Consider the following 15,785-nt stretch of genomic DNA (forward strand, 5'->3'; position numbering starts at 1 on the left):
GGCACCTACTATCTTGCAGCGCAGCAAGCCTCAGTCCAAATTTCCCCGGTGAAACTCTCGGTCGCTATCAGCACCCTAAAACGCTACAGCTACCCCGCAGCCCAAGACGAAGCTCGATGATGCGTTCGGGCTAGCTGCGGGCTCCGAGACACTGGGGCCAGCCCAAATGCATCAGCGACTCTGGGAGAGCTGGGAGTCCATCAGCAGTCCAAGATGCACAGGAGAAAAGGCAGGGTTCTCGACAAAAAATTGACAGGGCAGTTCTTTGCAGAATCCGAAGTAAAATACGCCTTTGAAAACGCTCGACAATATCCCGTAACGGTTGTATTGCGCTGGAAGTACAAGCACTGCCACGGCAAGTATGCGTAAGGCTTGAATGTATTTGTGAGGCGCGACGTCAGCGCCTCGTTCCCCGCTGTCGTCGCCCGGCTTGACCGGGCGACCGAGTCCGCCGCCTCTCGGCTCAATCACAGCATTCTCTGGAATACTGGATCGCCCGATTAAATCGGGCGATGACAGTTGAGTGTGTCGCGCTCAGCTCTCACCCCACCGTCGTCCTGGCGAAAGCCAGGACCCATTACCACAGGGGGAAGTCGCGGCGCGACGCCGGCAACCGCGAGTCTTCGCCAAACCAAATGCGGTGGTAATGGGTCCTGGATCAGCGCTCGGCTCTGCTCGCTTGTCCAGGACGACGTGCTTTGAGAAGCCGAACTTACTCACCCCTCAATTCGAGCTGTCGATCAAGCTCTCCAGCAGCCGCTTCAATTCGCTGGTCGACTTGTCGCCGTAGCTCTCCAGGATGTGCTCCTCCTGGTCCACCGCGAGCGAGTTGAGCTTCTTGCTCAGCACCTTGCCGTGGTCGGAGATGAACATCAGCACCTTGCGGCGGTCGTTGGGGTCCTGCACGCGGTAGACCAACGTGTCCGAGACCATACGGTCGATCATCTTGGTCAATGTCGGATGGTTGAGCAGCACGGCATCGGCAAGCTCGCCCATCGAATGGCCGTTGCCATCCGACAGCACTTTCAAGATGCGCCATTGCTCGACCGGCACGCCCTCCTTGCTCAACCGCAGTTCGAGCTGCCGGTTGATTTCGCGGTTAGCTTGCGCGAGCAGGTAGGCGAGGTGTTCGGTGATCGGGGAGTTTTCTTTCGACGGTTTTGCCACGGCTAAGACTTCGTCTTGACCCAAATGAGTGAATGTCTTGCAATCAATGCTGCATCTATATGCACTTCAATTGTTGAATATTCAATATTTTCAAAATAGGATCATTGCCCAACAAAAGGGCGGAAGCCGCGGCCGCCTGCTCAATGTGCTTTCAGGTCTGGTCCCAGACAGGAGTTGGCGTGCGCGCGACGGTAAACTTCCCGGCTCACGGCGGCCCGGCGTTGCCGCCGTCCTTGCTGTTCAGGAATCTGTCGTCGTCATCGGCGGCTGATGGTGTCTTGTCGCCCAGGGATCACGCCTTCTTCCGGCGGCGCGGCGCGAACAAGCTGCGGATCGGCGGCTTCATCTGCTGCACCGGCTCGCCCGGGGTCTGGGGCCCCTGTGCGACCAACAGTGCCAAGCTCGCCGTCGCCGAGATCAACAAGCGCGGCGGCATCCTCGGGCGCGAAATCGAGCTTTCCATTTACGACGCGGGCGGGCCGCTCGACGAGGTGCTGAACCGCGCTGAGCAGGCGATCGCATTCGACGAGGTCGATCTCATCGTCGGGCTGCACACCAGTGCGATCCGTGTCGGCTTGCGCGACGTCACCACGCGTCATCGCATCCCCTACATCTACACGCCGGTCTACGAGGGTGGCGAGCGCACGCCGGGCGTGATGGCGATCGGCGAGACGCCGCGCTGGCAGAGCCGGCCCTCGATCCACTGGCTCGCTGACGTCAAGAAGGCGTCGCGCTGGTACCTGATCGGCAGCGACTATGTCTGGCCCTGGCAGTCGCATCGCGCCGTGAAGAACTACATCAAGGAGACCGGCGGGCAGGTCGTCGGTGAGGAGTTCGTCCCCCTCGGCGAGGATAATCACGAGCCACATCTGGCGCGCATCCGCGCCACGAAGCCCGATGTCGTGCTGATTTCGCTGATCGGCACCGACAGCATCACCTTTAACCGTGCCTTCGGCGAATGCGGGCTTGCCGCGACGACGCTGCGGCTCGCGGGCGCGATGGACGAGACCGTGCTGCTCGGCATCGGCGCCGACAACAGCGAGAATATGTTCTGCGCCTCCGGCTATTTCCCCGGCATCGGCTCGCGGGCCAACGATGACTTCCAAAGCCGCTATCGCACGATGTTCGGACCGAACGCTCCGCCGATCGGCTCGCTCGGCCAGTCCACTTACGAAGGCCTGCGTTTCCTCGAAGCCGTCGCGAACAAGGCAGGTTCGCTGTCCATGGCTCCCATGCTCGCGGCGGGGCGCAACGTCGTTTATGGCGGCGCGCGCGGCCCGGTCACCGTTCGCAACGGTCACGCCCGCATGCAGATGTATCTCGCCGAGGCCGACGGTCTCGACTTCAAGCTGATCAAGCCGGTCTGAGCGAGATTGTCCATCGGTTGCGGGCGGATCTTCGAAATAATACTTGAAAAGGAAAATATTTCCGTCTGTAATATCGAGGTGAAGCCGGTCGGCTCCGCGCTGTGCAGGCGCGGTGCCCAAGCGGCTTCCGTCCACGCCAGGGATCAAGAAGCCTTTGAGGAGAGCGCCGTGACAGTTGTCCTTCCCACGCCAGCCCAACTTCGCAGCGTCGCCGAGCAGTGCGGCCTTTCGCTGACCGACGACGACGTCGCCTCGTTCCGCGGCCTGATGCAGGGCTCGATCGAGGCCTACAATCTCGTGGCCACAATGCCGGACGAGGTGCCGGAGGTGAAGTATCCCCGCACGCCGGGCTATCGGCCCTCGGCCGAAGAGAACCCGCGCAATGCCTGGTATCGCAAATCGACCGTGAAGGGCGCCGCCAGCGGCAAGCTCAAGGGCAAGACCGTCGCGCTGAAGGACAACATCATGCTCGCCGGCGTTCCCATGACCAACGGCTCGTCGACGCTGGAAGGCTATGTGCCCGATTTCGACGCCACCATCGTCACGCGCATGCTCGATGCCGGCGCCGAGATCGTCGGTAAAACCCATTGCGAGCACTTCTGCCTGTCGGGCGGCAGCCACACCGGCTCCTACGGGCCGGTGCACAATCCGCACAAGATGGGTTACTCGGCCGGTGGCTCGTCGTCAGGCTCGGGCGTCGTGATTGCGCTCGGCGAGGTCGACATGGCGATCGGCGGCGATCAGGGCGGCTCGATCCGCATGCCGTCCTCGTTCTGCGGCATCTACGGAATGAAGCCGACCTGGGGCCTCGTGCCCTATACCGGAATCATGCCGATCGAGATCTACGTCGATCATACCGGCCCGATGACCGCGACGGTTGCCGACAATGCGCTGCTGCTCGAAGTGCTCGCCGGCGACGACGGCTACGATTCCCGCATCAAGGCTCCGAAGGTCGAGGAATATACCAAAGCGCTCGGCCAGGGCGTCAAGGGCATGAAGATCGGCATCGTCAAGGAGGGCTTTGAGCAGCCGGGTGCAGAGGCCGCGGTGAATGAGAGCGTGCGCGAGGCGGCGAAACGCTTCAGGGATCTCGGCGCCAGCATCGAGACGGTGTCGATCCCGATGCACCTCCTGGGCGGCGCGATCTGGACCCCGATCGGCACCGAAGGCCTGACCCAGACCATGATGTTCGGCGACGGCTACGGCCTCAGCCGCGGCGATCTCTATTCGACCTCGCTGATGGACTTTCATCGCGGCTGGCGCCGGCAGGCCGATTCGCTGTCCGAGACCACGAAATTGTTCATGATGCTCGGCACCTACATCAACAACAATTTCGGTCCACGCTTCTACGGCAAGGCGCTCAACATCTCGCGACGGCTGACCGCGGCCTACGACAAGGCGTTCGGGGATTACGATCTGCTGCTGATGCCGACCACGCCGATGAAGGCGACGCCGCTGCCGGCCCCCAATGCCAGCCGCGAGGATTACGTTGCCCGCGCGCTCGAGATGATCTCCAACACCGCGCCATTCGACATCACCCATCATCCCGCGATGTCGCTGCCCTGCGGCATGGTCGACGGCCTGCCGGTCGGCCTGATGCTGGTCGGCCGCATGTTCGAGGAAGCCACGATCTATCGCGCCGCTCATGCCTTCGAGCAGATCGGCGACTGGAAGAAGATGTGAGCGAGGCTTCGATGCAGCCGAACGGAGCGCCAGGGCGTTTTCGAGCGAAGCGGATACCGGTTCGCGTCAAGAAAGCGCGTCAAAACAAGAATCCAGAGCCCCGTTCCGATTCCATCGGAGCGGGAAAGGCTCCGGCGCATGGCTAACGCGTTCGTCGCGGCGTTCGAGATCCTGAGCTTTGGCGCGATCATCGTCCTGATCGTGCTGGGGCTCGGGATCATCGCCAGCATGATGGGTATCTTCAACTTCGCGCAGGGCGAGTTCGTCCTGCTCGGGGCCTACATCACCTATCTCGCCTACGCCAAGGGACTGCCGATCTGGGTCGGCATGGTTGCGGCGCCCTTTGTGGTCGGCGCGCTCGGCTTCGTGCTGGAGGCGCTGATCATCCGCCGCTTCTACGCCGCGCCCATCGTCGCCATGCTCGGCACCTATGCGCTCGGCCTCATCATCCGCGAATCCGTGCGCGGCCTGATCGGCGGCTTCTATCTCACCGTGCCCGAACCGATCGGCGGCTCGATCGACATCGGCGCCATGCACATCTCGGCCTGGCGCTTCACCATCATCGTCATCACGCTCTTGGTCATGGGCGGCTGCTATCTGCTGCTGTCGCGCACGAGCTTTGGCCTGCGCGTGAGGGCGACGCTGGAGAATCCGTCGCTGGCGCGTGCGTCGGGCATCTCCACGCCGCTGATCTACGGCGCCACCTTTGCGTTTGGCGCAGCGCTGGCCGGCCTTGCCGGTGCGCTGATCGTGCCGGTGTTCAGCCTGTTTGCCGATCTCGGCCTGCGCTTCCTGATCCAGGGTTTTGTCGCGGTCATGGTCGGCGGCGTCGGCTCCTTCATCGGACCGGTCGCAGGCGCCGGCGTCATCGGCACGCTCAGCGCCGCGTTGCCCTGGGTGATGGCGCCCGTCGTCGCCGACGTGCTCGTCTTCGTGCTCGCCATCGTCTTCATCAAATTCCGCCCGCAGGGCCTCATCGCTGGAAAAGGGGTTTAGTCACATGTTCGATCGCACTCAGCTCTCACGGCGCCGCTTCCTCTCCAATTTCGCCTTTGCGTCCGGTGCGGTCGCAACCGGCGTCGGCAGCTGGGTGATCCCGGCGCCCTGGGCCAATGCGGCCGAAGCCCCGATCAAGGTCGGCATCGCCACCGACCTCACCGGTCCGATCGCCTATGCCGGCAATGCCGACGCCAACGTCGCCAAGATGGTGATCAAGGAGATCAACGCCGCCGGCGGCCTGCTCGGCCGGCCGCTCGAGCTCTATATCGAGGACACCGCCTCGAACGAATCCGTCGCGGTCGGCAACGTGCGAAAACTGATCCAGCGCGACAAGGTCGACATGGTGCTGGGCGGCATCACCTCCTCGATGCGCAACGCGATCAAGGATCCGATCGTGGCGCGCGGCAAGACGCTCTACATCTATCCGCAGCTCTACGAGGGCAAGGAGTGCACGCCCTACCTGTTCTGCACCGGCCCGACGCCGGCGCAGCAATGCGACGAGTTCATCCCCTGGCTGATCAAGAACGGCGGCAAGAAATTCGCGCTGCCGAGCGCCAACTATGTCTGGCCGCACACGCTCAACATCTATGCCCGCAAGGTGATCGAGGCGAATGGCGGCGAGGTCGTGTTCGAGGAATATTACCCGCTCGACCAGATCGACTTCTCCGCAACCGTCAACCGCATCATCTCCAACAAGGTCGACGTCGTCTTCAACACTGTCATCCCGCCGGGCGTCGGACCGTTCTTCAAGCAGCTTTATGAAGCCGGCTTCCTCAAGAACGGCGGACGGCTCGCCTGCGTCTACTATGACGAGAACACGCTCAACATCAACCAGGCCGCCGAGATCGAGGGCCTCGCCAGCTGTCTCGACTATTTCAAGGTGCTGACCAAAGAGAACCCGTTCGACGCAAAAATCCAGGCGGCGTACGAGAAGGATTTCCCGGGCAACTTCCTGTTCGCCGCCGGCAGCGCTGCGACCGGCACGTATCGCGGCCTGAAGCTGTGGGAAGCCGCGGTCAAGGAGGCCGGCAAGATCGACCGCGAGTCGGTAGCCGCCGCGCTCGACCACGCCAAGATCGCCGAAGGTCCCGGCGGACCTGCCGAAATGGTGCCAGGCAAGCGGCACTGCAAGATGAAGATGTACACCGCGGTCGCCAAGGGCGGAAACTACGAGATCGTCGCCCGCAGCAGCGGCCTCGTCGATCCCAAGGAATGCTGAATCTTCACCTCCCGTAGGGAGAGGTCGGATCGCATCGCAAGATGCGATCCGGGTGAGGGGATCTGGTCTCACTGGGGCGCCGCGGCCCCTCACCCGGATTGCACTGGACGATGCTTCGCATCGCCAGGTGCAATCCGACCTCTCCCCGCTGGGGAGAGGTCGATCGGCCACCATGGAGGGCTTTAACTCGGAATGCTGAAATCGATGGGTGTAGCTAAGCAGGTGGTCCACGCCGCGGTCGGGGACGACATGGACGTTTCGGTGGCCGAAGGCGTGCCAGCCGAGCGATCGTCGGCGCGAAAAGCCCTGCCGATCGTGGAGGCGGTCGTGCTCGTCGCGGCCCTGCTCGCGCCGCTGGTGCTGCAGGACTACCTCACGGTGTTCGCAACGCGCGTGATCATTCTGGCGCTGTTCGCACTGTCGTTTGACCTCGTCTGGGGTTATGCCGGGATCATGAGCTTCGGCCAGGCTCTGTTCTTCGGCTCGGCCGGCTACGGCGTCGCGCTGCTCGCGCGCGACCTCGACATCACCAACATCTTTCTGGTGCTGCCGGCGGGTACGCTCATCGGTCTCACCTTTGCGCTGCTGCTCGGCGGCTTCCTGCTGCTGGGACGGCATCCCTCCAGCGTGATCTTCGTCTCGCTGGGCACGTTGACCGGCTCCTACGCTGCCGACCGCCTGGCGCGCGGCTGGTATTATCTCGGCGGTCAGAACGGCATCCCCTCGATCGCGCCGATGTCGCTTGGTTCATACGAATTCTCGGAAGGGCCGGCGTTCTACTATCTCGTGCTCGGCATCCTCGTCGTCGTCTACCTGCTCTGCCGCTTCCTGGTCCGCTCGCAGTTCGGGCTCGCGCTCGCAGGCCTGCGCGAGAACGAGCAGCGCATCGCCTTCTTCGGCTACAAGGCGCAGCATCTGAAAGCGATCATCTTCACTGTCGGCGGCGCCATCGCAGGCCTTGCCGGCAGCCTCTACGCGTTCCACGAAGGCTTCGTCTGGCCCAACATGGTCGGCGTCGTGGTCTCGACGCAGGTGGTGCTCTATGTGCTGTTCGGCGGCTCCGGCACGCTGATCGGCGCCGTCATCGGCACGGTCATCGTCGAGGGTGTCAGCTTCTGGCTGTCGGACAATTATCGCGACGTCTGGCCGATCATTCTCGGCCTCTTGCTGTTGCTCGTGATTCTGTTCCGGCCGCTCGGTCTCATCAGCTTCGTGCTGGGTGAGCGCGAGCGGGTCGGCAGCTTTGGTGCGAAGCCTAAGGAGAAGCGCAATGCCGCTCCTTGAAGCCGCCGGCATCAGGAAAGTCTTCGGCAAGCTCACCGCGCTCGATGGCGCGGCGCTCACCGTCGGCGAGAACGAGTTTCACGGACTGATCGGTCCGAACGGCTCCGGCAAGAGCACGCTGATGAAGTGCATCGCCGGGGCCGAAGTGCCGACGGAGGGCAAGGTGTCATTCGTCAACACCGACATCACCGCGTTCACGCCGACCGAGCGCGCCCGCGCCGGCATGAGCCTGAAATTCCAGATCACGTCTGTGCTGCCGTCGCTGACGCTGTACGACAACATCCTGCTCGCGCTGCAGGCGCAGTGCTCGCTGTTCGACCTGGTGCTCTCGCGCACGCGCAGGCTGCTGCACGACCAGGTCATGACCATGCTGAGGCAGTTTCGCCTCGCCGACCGCGCCTTCGACGCGGCCGCCGCGCTGTCGCACGGCCAGCAGCAATGGCTGGAGATCGCGATGGCGCTGGCGGGCAAGCCCAAACTGCTGCTGCTGGACGAGCCGACCGGCGGCATGAGCCTGGAAGAGCGCCGCGTCACCGGCGAACTGCTCCAGCCGATCAAGCAGCATTGCTCGCTCGTCATCGTCGAGCACGACCTCGATTTCATCCGCGACATCTGCGATCGCCTCACCGTGCTCGACCAGGGCAAGGTGCTGGCGTCAGGCACGGTGGCCGAGATCCAGTCCAACAAGAGTGTCCAGGAGATTTATCTGCGCCGTGCCTGAATTTTTGGACATCAAGCATCTCGACGCCGGCTATGGCCGCAGCCAGGTGCTGTTCGACGTCAGCCTTGGCATTCCCTGGCGCGGCGGCGTCGCCGTTCTCGGCCGCAATGGCGCCGGCAAGACCACGCTGATGAAGACCATCGTCGGCGAACTGCCGGCCTGGAAGGGCGAGGTCGCCTTCGACGGCCGCGACATCAGCCGCCGCGCCACCCAGGAGCGCGTGCGCGCCGGCATCGGCTACGTCCCGCAGGAGCATTCGGTGTTCGCGCGCCTGTCGGTGCGCGACAATCTCGCCGTCGGCTCGCTCGCGAGCAAGGATGCGTCTGCCGTCGATCGCGTGCTGACCATCTTCCCGAAACTCGGCCAGCGCCTCGACCAGCCCGCCGGCACGCTTTCCGGCGGCGAGCGCAAGATGCTCGCGATCGGCCGCGCCATGCTGGGCGATCCAAAACTGTTGCTGCTGGACGAGCCGACCGAAGGCGTCTGGATCGGCGTGATCGAGGAGATCACCGAGCGCCTGATCGAACTCGCGAAGACCATCGCCGTCATCATCGTCGAGCAGCACCTCGACCTCGCGCTGCGCGTCGCCGACTACGCCTACGTGCTCGACCGCGGCAGGGTCGCGCTGCAAGGCGAGGCAGGCGAGGTGCGGAGCAATCCGGAGCTGATGCGGTATCTGGCGCCCTAGGACATGCGCGTGTAGCGCGCCGCTTTCACACCGACCTCAGCTGTCATGCTCCGCGAAAGCGGGGCATCCAGTACGCCGCGGCCTCTCGGTTCAATCACTGCTGTCTCTGGAATACTGGATCGCCCGATCAAGTCGGGCGATGACAGTCGAGCGTGAGGCGAGAACTAAAGTCGGGTCCCCTACTTCATCGCCCCAAACCGGCTGTCGAACGAGTTTGACTGCACCACCGGCGCGGCGCCGGCGAGCTGCCCGCTGTCACCCGCGCCATCCGACACCGACGGCTTTAGCGCCGGGCGCGTTGCGGCGAGGCGCGTGTCTGGCTTCGCCGGCTCGGCGGGCTTGGCGGCGACGGCGGGCTTCGTCGCGTCCTTCGCCGCATCCTTGGATTTGTCATGCCCCGGCACGAAGCGGGTCACTGCGGCCTTCAGCTTCGACGCTGCCGTGGGCGGCGTCGTGGGCGTCGTGGCCGGCGCGACGGACGCCGTGGCTTGCGGCGAAGGCGTGGTCGCCGTGGTGTCGGCGGTGCCGAGGCCCATCTTGCGGCCGAGGTTGGAGAAGAAGCCGCCGCCTTGAGATTTCTCTTGCGATTTCTCGGCCGGAGCAGCCGTGGCGACGCGCGTGTTGGTCGCGGGCGCGCTGCTAGCTGTGACCGGCTCTTCCTGCGGCCCGCTTGCTGCCACATCGAGATTCGGCTTGGGCGGATTGACGTGGCCGGGGATCGTGCCCGGCGCCTTCGCCATCGCCAGCATCTGCAGCGTGGTACCTTCGGCGCCCTCCGACAGGCCGGTCGAGCCTTCCGGAATCTTGGCGGCGAAGATCTTGTTCATGCCGCCGTCGATGCCGGTGTTCATGCGCGCCACCGGCGTGCCCTTGGCGACGAGCTTGGCGTATTCCGTTTCGTCCTTGGCCTGCTTCTCGCGCACCGCGCTGGCGATGTCCTCGGGGATCACATAGGCCGGGCATTTTGCCGAGGCGTCGAACACCGGGTCGCGCTTGGCGTCCGCCGGCTTCGCTGCATCGAACACGTATTTCTTCTCGCAGAAATCGACCTTCGGCTCCTGCCGCGTCACCTCGAAATGATCATAGCCTTCCTTGATCATCTTCCAGAAGGCCATGTTCGGATTGTTCCGGTGCTTGGCCATGTTCACCGGCGTCATCTTGAACGGATAGGCCTGGAGCTGGAACGCCTTCTGGCCGCCGAAGAAGGATTCGCGCCCCAGCGAATAGATCTCCGCGATCTGCTCGTCGGTCATGGCGTAGCAGCCGCGCGACGAACAATCGCCATGCACCATCAGCTGCGAGCCGCTGCGCCCGAGCGCCTTGTCGAACGCGTTCGGATAGCCGGTGTTGAACGACAGGTAATAGGCCGACTGCGGATTCATCTGGCTCGGATTGATCGAGTAGAATCCTTCCGGCGCCTGGCGGTCGCCTTCGCGCACCTTGGGCCCGAGATCGCCCGACCAGCGGCAGATCGGATAGGTCTTGAGCAGCGCAAACTGGCCTGAGCGGGTCTGCTTCCAGACCTCGAGCTCGGCCTCCTGCTTGAACAGGCGGACCAGGATCGGCGATTGCAGATCCATGTTCTTCTCGGCCATCGCGGCGAGAAGCTTTGGCGGCACCGGCTGATTGGCCTTGGCGTTGGTCGCGAGCGAAACCTGGTCGGTGTCGCAGCCGGCCAGCACGACGCTGGCGGCAAGCGCAACCGAAGCCAAAAGCGCGCGAGCAAGCGAACGAGAAATCAAGATGGACCCCACACCGTGCCGGGCAGCGAAGCGCGAACCCCAATTCTTTTGAAGCATGGCCTGACCGCAAATCCGGACCCGTCACGACGGGCTTTTTCAGACCACGCCCCAGCGCTTATGCCCTGAAGCCATTGATTAAAATTCTAACCTCTGGGTCATGTGGTCGCAACCCGAGCGGAGATCACGAGCCCGTTGGCCCAGTGGCATGGTCAACGAAGACTGAATGGACGCGACTTTGGACGCGACTTGGGACGTAACTTGGGCCTTTCGGCCGGATTGGAACAGAGATCGCTGATTTGGGCAAAAAAAGGGTTAATGCGGGGTTACTGGGGAAGGCGGGTTGCCCCAGCGTCAAACTCGGTGTCGTCCTGGCGAAAGCCAGGACCCATAACCACAGGGAGTGGTTTGGCGAAGACTCGAGGTTCGGTACTCCCAGCGTCCCCATCGCGAGATTCCGCGGTATGGGTCCTGGCTTTCGCCAGGACGACGAGCTGAGAGAGCCGTATTTGTAGTCGAACCGGGACGAATCAGCCCAGTTTCCGGCCGATATCGAGGAATTTCTGCCGCCGCTGCTTGCGGATGGCGTCGCCGTCGAGGCCCCGGAGCTCGTCGAAGGCCTTGGCGATGGCGTCGCCGGTGGTAGCGATCATAGCGGCGGGGTCGCGGTGGGCGCCGCCGACCGGCTCCTTCAAAATGCTGTCGATCACGCCGAAGCGGAGCATGTCCTGGGCGGTGATCTTCATGTTGTTGGCGGCTTCCTGCGCCTTGGTGCCGTCGCGCCAGAGGATGGAGGAGGCGGCTTCCGGCGAGATCACGCTGTAGATCGCGTGCTCCAGCATCAACACTCTGTTGGCGGTGGTGATGGCGATGGCGCCGCCCGACATGCCCTCGCCGGTGATGATGGCGACGTTCGGCACCGTCAGCGCCAGGCAGGCATCCGTCGAGCGCGCGATCGCCTCGGCTTGTCCCCGCTCCTCGGCGCCGATGCCGGGATAAGCGCCGGCGGAATCGGCGAGTGACAGCACCGGCAGGCCGAACCGCTCGGCCATCTCCATCAGCCGCACGCATTTGCGATAGCCTTCCGGCCGCGCCATGCCGAAATTGTGCCGGATGCGGCTTTCGGTGGAATCGCCCTTTTCCTGGCCCATCACGCAGATCGGCTCGCCGCGGAAGCGGCCGAAGCCCGCGACCAGCGCCTCGTCCTCGCCGAATTTGCGGTCGCCGGCCAGCGGCGTGAATTCGGTGATCAGGCCCTTGATGAAGTCGTTGAAATGCGGCCGCTGCGGGTGCCGCGCCACCAGCATCTTCTGCCACGGCGTCAGGTTCAGATAGAGATCGGCCAGCGCCTGCGCCGCCTTGTCCTCGATCCGTCCGATCTCCTCGGCGATGTCGGTGCCGGAGGCCGCCAACATCCTGAGCTCGTCGACCTTGGAGTCGAGCTCGGCGACGGGCTTTTCGAAATCGAGATAGCTGCGCATCTGGTCTGGCATCAACTCAATATAAGGGGACGGGGCGAGAGAGCGAAACGAGGTTGGGGTTGTGAAAAGAAGTTTAGCTTCTTCAATGGTTTGGCTTGTGTGCTCGTGAGACGCCAGCCAAATCAATCGTGAGGCCACGGCTCTTTCCGCGGAGATGTGGCCGAAGTCAAGGCGATTTGCTTCACCTCCCCCGCTTGCGGGAGAGGTCGCGCCCAACGGGTCGCGCCGAAGGCGCGCCCGATGACAGGCTCCGGCGCGGGTGAGGGCTTTCACCTCTTGGGGATTGTCCCTTTGCGGAGACACCCTCTCCCCAACCCTCTCCCGCAAGCGGGAGAGGGGGCGCACCTCCCACGCCTCACTTCTCCGCCAGCGGGTGCAGGTCGCGCACCAGGCTCTTCAGTCGCTCCTCGACCACGTGGGTGTAGATCTGGGTCGTGGAGATGTCGGTGTGGCCGAGCAGGGTCTGCACGATGCGCAAATCGGCACCGTTGTGCAGCAGATGGCTGGCAAAGGCGTGGCGCAGCACGTGCGGGGAGACCAGGCGGGCCTGAAGCCCGGAGGCGACCGCGAGCTCCTTCAGATCGCGGGCGAAATGCTGGCGCGTCAGATGTCCGCTCTCGCCAAAGGAGGGAAACAGCCATTTCGAGGCGGCCACGCTGTTCTCCTTGTCAGCCTTCGCAGCTTCCGTCGCGGCGAGATAATCCGCCATCGCCTGCCGCGCGGCGTCGTTGAGCGGCACCAGGCGTTCCTTGTTGCCCTTGCCGCGCACCACGATCATGCGCGCATCGCGCTTGGCGGCCGAGCGCGGCAGCGCCACCAGCTCGGAGACGCGCAGGCCGGTGGCGTAGAGCACCTCGAGCAGGCAATAGAGCCTCAGCGCGCGCAGCCGTTTCGATGGCGAGGCGTCCATCGCCTCGCTCAATTCCTTGGCGCGACGGAGCATGCGGTCGACATCCGCAATCGACAGCACTTTTGGCAGGCCGCGGCCGCGCTTGGGTCCCGACAGGATCGCTGCGGGATCCTCGGTTCTGATCCGCTCGTTGAGGAGAAAGCGGAACAGATGCCGCATCGCCGACAGCCGCCGCGCCACGCTGGTGGATTGGAAGCCGCGCGCATCGAGATCGGCGAGATAGTCGCGCAGGACTTGCGTCTCCGCATCCGCAAAACTGTGGCCGGCACGTCCCAAAAATTCCGAGAAATCGGTGAGGTCGCGGCGGTAGGCATCGAGCGTGTTGACCCCGGCGCCCTGTTCCGCCGCGAGCATGTCGAGGAACAGGCCGGTGAGCTTGCTATCGGAGGGCTTGGTGCGCATGCCCTGGAGCCTAGCCGCTATTTCTTGAGAAACTTGTCAGGCGGGATCGTCACCGTCATTTCCCGCGGCTTCGGACTGACGAAGTTCGCCAGCGCGAAGACCACGCCATAGACGATGCCGGCGATCACGGCGACGACCGTCAGGAAGCGGAACAGGCTGGGCATCGTGCTGGGGTCCGGAGGCCAAATTAACCAATGAAATCATCCAACATGTTCGCCGTTTCGTGGCAAGAGTCCTCTGGCGAGGCCCCCTGCGGGGTCGTATAGGTGGCAAAAGCATGCCGCCTTTGGCGGCAGATCGAGCGAGATCCATGTCCGACGCCGCGTTGCCGCTATCCGGTTCGCCTGAGGCCGACATCCTGTCGGCGCTCGGGGCGCGCTCGATCGTGCTCGTCGGCATGATGGGGGTGGGCAAATCCACCATCGGCCGCCGCATGGCGGCGCGGCTCAAGCTGCCTTTCGTCGACGCCGACACCGAGATCGAGGCGGCGGCCGGCATGACCATACCGGAAATTTTCGAGCGCCATGGCGAGCCACATTTCCGCGACGGCGAGGCCCGCGTGATCGCGCGGCTGCTGGACGGCGGGCCGATCGTGCTCGCGACCGGCGGCGGCGCCTTCATGCGCGAGGAGACGCGGGCGCGCATCGCGGCGAAAGCGGTCTCGATCTGGCTCAAGGCCGACCACGACGTCATCATGCGCCGGGTGCGGCGCCGTGCCGATCGCCCGCTGCTCCAAACCGCCGATCCCGAAGGAACCGTGACGCGCCTGCTCACCGAGCGCGAGCCGGTCTATCGCCATGCCGACCTCACCATCGCCTCGCGCGACGTGCCGCACGACAAGATCGTCGAGGAATGCATCGAGACGCTGCACGCCCATCTCTGCGGCGTGCCGCCTGCTGACGTTGCGAGTGCCGTACGATGACTGCGCCCTTGAAACATTCCGATCCTGTCAATGTCGATGTCGCGCTGGGCGAGCGCGCCTATGACATCGTCATCGGCCGCGGCGTGCTGGCCTCGCTCGGCGAGCGCGTCGCGCGCTTGCGCCCCGGCGTGCGCACCGCTGTTGTGACCGACCGCACCGTTGCAAAGCACTGGCTGGAACCCACCGAGGCATCGCTCACTGCCGCCGGCATTCCCACCTCGCGCATCGTGGTCGAGGAAGGCGAGATCTCCAAGACCTATGCCGGCCTGGAAAAGGTCAGCGAGGCCCTGATCGCCGCAAAAATCGAGCGCAACGATCTCGTCATCGCGCTCGGCGGCGGCGTGGTCGGCGATCTCGCCGGCTTTGCCGCGGCGATCCTGCGCCGCGGCGTCGATTTCGTGCAGGTGCCGACCTCGCTGCTGGCGCAGGTCGATTCCAGCGTCGGCGGCAAGACCGGCATCAACTCGCCGCAGGGCAAGAACCTGCTCGGCGCCTTCCATCAGCCGGTGCTGGTCATCGCCGACACCGCCGTGCTCGATACGCTGTCGCCGCGGCAATTCCGCGCCGGCTATGCCGAGGTCGCCAAATATGGCGTGCTCGGCGACGAAGCCTTCTTCAGCTGGCTGGAGAAGAACCATGCCGACATCTTCAGGGGTGGCTCGGCGCGCGAGCATGCCATCGCGACGTCGTGCCGCGCCAAGGCCGGCGTCGTCTCGCGCGATGAGCGCGAAACCGGCGAGCGTGCGCTGCTCAATCTCGGCCATACCTTTGGTCACGCACTGGAAGCAGCGACCGGCTTCTCCGACCGCCTGTTCCACGGCGAGGGCGTCGCGATCGGCATGACGCTGGCGGCGCAGTTCTCGGCCAGGCTCGGCATGATCGGCGAGCAGGACGCGGCGCGCGTCGAGCGTCACCTCATCGAAGCCGGCCTGCCGACGCGCTTGCAGGACATCGCGGGTTTTGCCCAGGAAGGCCTTGCCGATGCCGACGCGCTGATGGCGCTGATGGCGCAGGACAAGAAGGTCAAGCGCGGCAAACTCACCTTCATCCTGCTGGAGGCCGTCGGGCGCGCCGTGATCGCCAAGGATGTCGAGCCCGCCCCGGTGCGTGATTTCCTGCAAGAGAAGCTTGCGCAGAAGGCGTGATGCGCGGCTGAACGGCGCTAAAGCGTTTTCGCGCGAAGTGGATACCGGTTCGCGTCAA

14 protein-coding genes are annotated in these 15,785 nt (G+C 64.2%); 9 read left to right on the forward strand and 5 right to left on the reverse strand.

Annotated elements, in window-relative coordinates; genetic code table 11:
• Positions 1-723: 723 nt before the first annotated feature.
• Complete coding sequence (locus BLV07_RS30625; protein WP_091893399.1) at positions 724-1,167, reverse strand: MarR family winged helix-turn-helix transcriptional regulator; 444 nt, start codon at positions 1,165-1,167, stop codon at positions 724-726.
• 179 nt (positions 1,168-1,346) lie between these two features.
• Between BLV07_RS30625 and BLV07_RS30630 the strand changes: the two genes are divergently transcribed.
• From BLV07_RS30630 to BLV07_RS30660, 7 genes are all read left to right on the forward strand, one after another.
• On the forward strand, positions 1,347-2,534 hold the full coding sequence (locus BLV07_RS30630) for a substrate-binding domain-containing protein (protein ID WP_176945867.1): 1,188 nt from the start codon (positions 1,347-1,349) through the stop codon (positions 2,532-2,534).
• 168 nt (positions 2,535-2,702) lie between these two features.
• Complete coding sequence (locus tag BLV07_RS30635; RefSeq protein WP_091893564.1) at positions 2,703-4,217, forward strand: amidase; 1,515 nt, start codon at positions 2,703-2,705, stop codon at positions 4,215-4,217.
• 138 nt (positions 4,218-4,355) lie between these two features.
• Entirely contained in the window at positions 4,356-5,213 is an 858-nt protein-coding gene (locus BLV07_RS30640; RefSeq protein WP_091893403.1) for a branched-chain amino acid ABC transporter permease, read from the forward strand.
• Between the two features lie 4 nt (positions 5,214-5,217).
• Positions 5,218-6,435 (forward strand): substrate-binding protein, encoded by a 1,218-nt coding sequence (locus BLV07_RS30645; RefSeq protein ID WP_091893405.1) that lies wholly within the window; start codon positions 5,218-5,220, stop codon positions 6,433-6,435.
• A gap of 192 nt (positions 6,436-6,627) precedes the next feature.
• Positions 6,628-7,719 (forward strand): branched-chain amino acid ABC transporter permease, encoded by a 1,092-nt coding sequence (locus BLV07_RS30650; protein ID WP_091893407.1) that lies wholly within the window; start codon positions 6,628-6,630, stop codon positions 7,717-7,719.
• Entirely contained in the window at positions 7,706-8,440 is a 735-nt protein-coding gene (locus BLV07_RS30655) for an ABC transporter ATP-binding protein (RefSeq protein ID WP_091893409.1), read from the forward strand. The genes BLV07_RS30650 and BLV07_RS30655 overlap by 14 nt, the downstream gene beginning before the upstream one ends.
• Positions 8,433-9,128, forward strand: coding sequence for a branched-chain amino acid ABC transporter ATP-binding protein (locus BLV07_RS30660; RefSeq protein ID WP_091893411.1), 696 nt, complete (start codon positions 8,433-8,435; stop codon positions 9,126-9,128). The genes BLV07_RS30655 and BLV07_RS30660 overlap by 8 nt, the downstream gene beginning before the upstream one ends.
• A gap of 179 nt (positions 9,129-9,307) precedes the next feature.
• Here the strand turns inward: BLV07_RS30660 and BLV07_RS30665 are convergent, their stop codons facing one another.
• From BLV07_RS30665 to BLV07_RS30685, 4 genes are all read right to left on the reverse strand, one after another.
• A complete protein-coding gene (locus BLV07_RS30665; protein WP_244551248.1) occupies positions 9,308-10,870 on the reverse strand; it encodes a L,D-transpeptidase family protein in 1,563 nt (520 codons plus the stop codon).
• Between the two features lie 527 nt (positions 10,871-11,397).
• Positions 11,398-12,360: an acetyl-CoA carboxylase carboxyltransferase subunit alpha gene (locus BLV07_RS30675; RefSeq protein WP_091893415.1), complete on the reverse strand. Its 963-nt coding sequence runs from the start codon at positions 12,358-12,360 to the stop codon at positions 11,398-11,400.
• Between the two features lie 343 nt (positions 12,361-12,703).
• Positions 12,704-13,660, reverse strand: a complete 957-nt coding sequence (gene xerD / locus BLV07_RS30680; RefSeq protein WP_091893417.1) for a site-specific tyrosine recombinase XerD — start codon at positions 13,658-13,660, stop codon at positions 12,704-12,706.
• 17 nt (positions 13,661-13,677) lie between these two features.
• Entirely contained in the window at positions 13,678-13,824 is a 147-nt protein-coding gene (locus BLV07_RS30685; protein ID WP_074116966.1) for a histidine kinase, read from the reverse strand.
• Positions 13,825-13,970: 146 nt separating this feature from the next.
• Here BLV07_RS30685 and BLV07_RS30690 point away from each other — a divergent pair, with 146 nt between their 5' ends.
• Both BLV07_RS30690 and aroB read left to right on the forward strand, forming a co-directional pair.
• The gene (locus tag BLV07_RS30690) at positions 13,971-14,582 is read left to right on the forward strand and encodes a shikimate kinase (protein WP_164939658.1); all 612 of its coding nucleotides are present in this window, start codon (positions 13,971-13,973) and stop codon (positions 14,580-14,582) included.
• Positions 14,579-15,727: a 3-dehydroquinate synthase gene (aroB, locus tag BLV07_RS30695; protein WP_091893421.1), complete on the forward strand. Its 1,149-nt coding sequence runs from the start codon at positions 14,579-14,581 to the stop codon at positions 15,725-15,727. Before BLV07_RS30690 ends, aroB begins: the two co-directional genes overlap by 4 nt.
• Positions 15,728-15,785 lie beyond the last annotated feature (58 nt).

This window comes from Bradyrhizobium sp. Rc2d (genome assembly GCF_900099855.1).
Lineage (GTDB): Bacteria > Pseudomonadota > Alphaproteobacteria > Rhizobiales > Xanthobacteraceae > Bradyrhizobium.

Bases quoted from the DNA above. Each gene is read 5' to 3' on its own strand.
- BLV07_RS30640 (WP_091893403.1), top strand. From the start codon at position 4,356: ATGGCTAACGCGTTCGTCGCGGCGTTCGAGATCCTGAGCTTTGGCGCG.
- BLV07_RS30645 (WP_091893405.1), top strand. From the start codon at position 5,218: ATGTTCGATCGCACTCAGCTCTCACGGCGCCGCTTCCTCTCCAATTTC.
- BLV07_RS30650 (WP_091893407.1), top strand. From the start codon at position 6,628: ATGCTGAAATCGATGGGTGTAGCTAAGCAGGTGGTCCACGCCGCGGTC.
- BLV07_RS30655 (WP_091893409.1), top strand. From the start codon at position 7,706: ATGCCGCTCCTTGAAGCCGCCGGCATCAGGAAAGTCTTCGGCAAGCTC.
- BLV07_RS30675 (WP_091893415.1), bottom strand. From the start codon at position 12,360: ATGCCAGACCAGATGCGCAGCTATCTCGATTTCGAAAAGCCCGTCGCC.
- xerD (WP_091893417.1), bottom strand. From the start codon at position 13,660: ATGCGCACCAAGCCCTCCGATAGCAAGCTCACCGGCCTGTTCCTCGAC.
- BLV07_RS30685 (WP_074116966.1), bottom strand. From the start codon at position 13,824: ATGCCCAGCCTGTTCCGCTTCCTGACGGTCGTCGCCGTGATCGCCGGC.
- BLV07_RS30690 (WP_164939658.1), top strand. From the start codon at position 13,971: ATGTCCGACGCCGCGTTGCCGCTATCCGGTTCGCCTGAGGCCGACATC.
- aroB (WP_091893421.1), top strand. From the start codon at position 14,579: ATGACTGCGCCCTTGAAACATTCCGATCCTGTCAATGTCGATGTCGCG.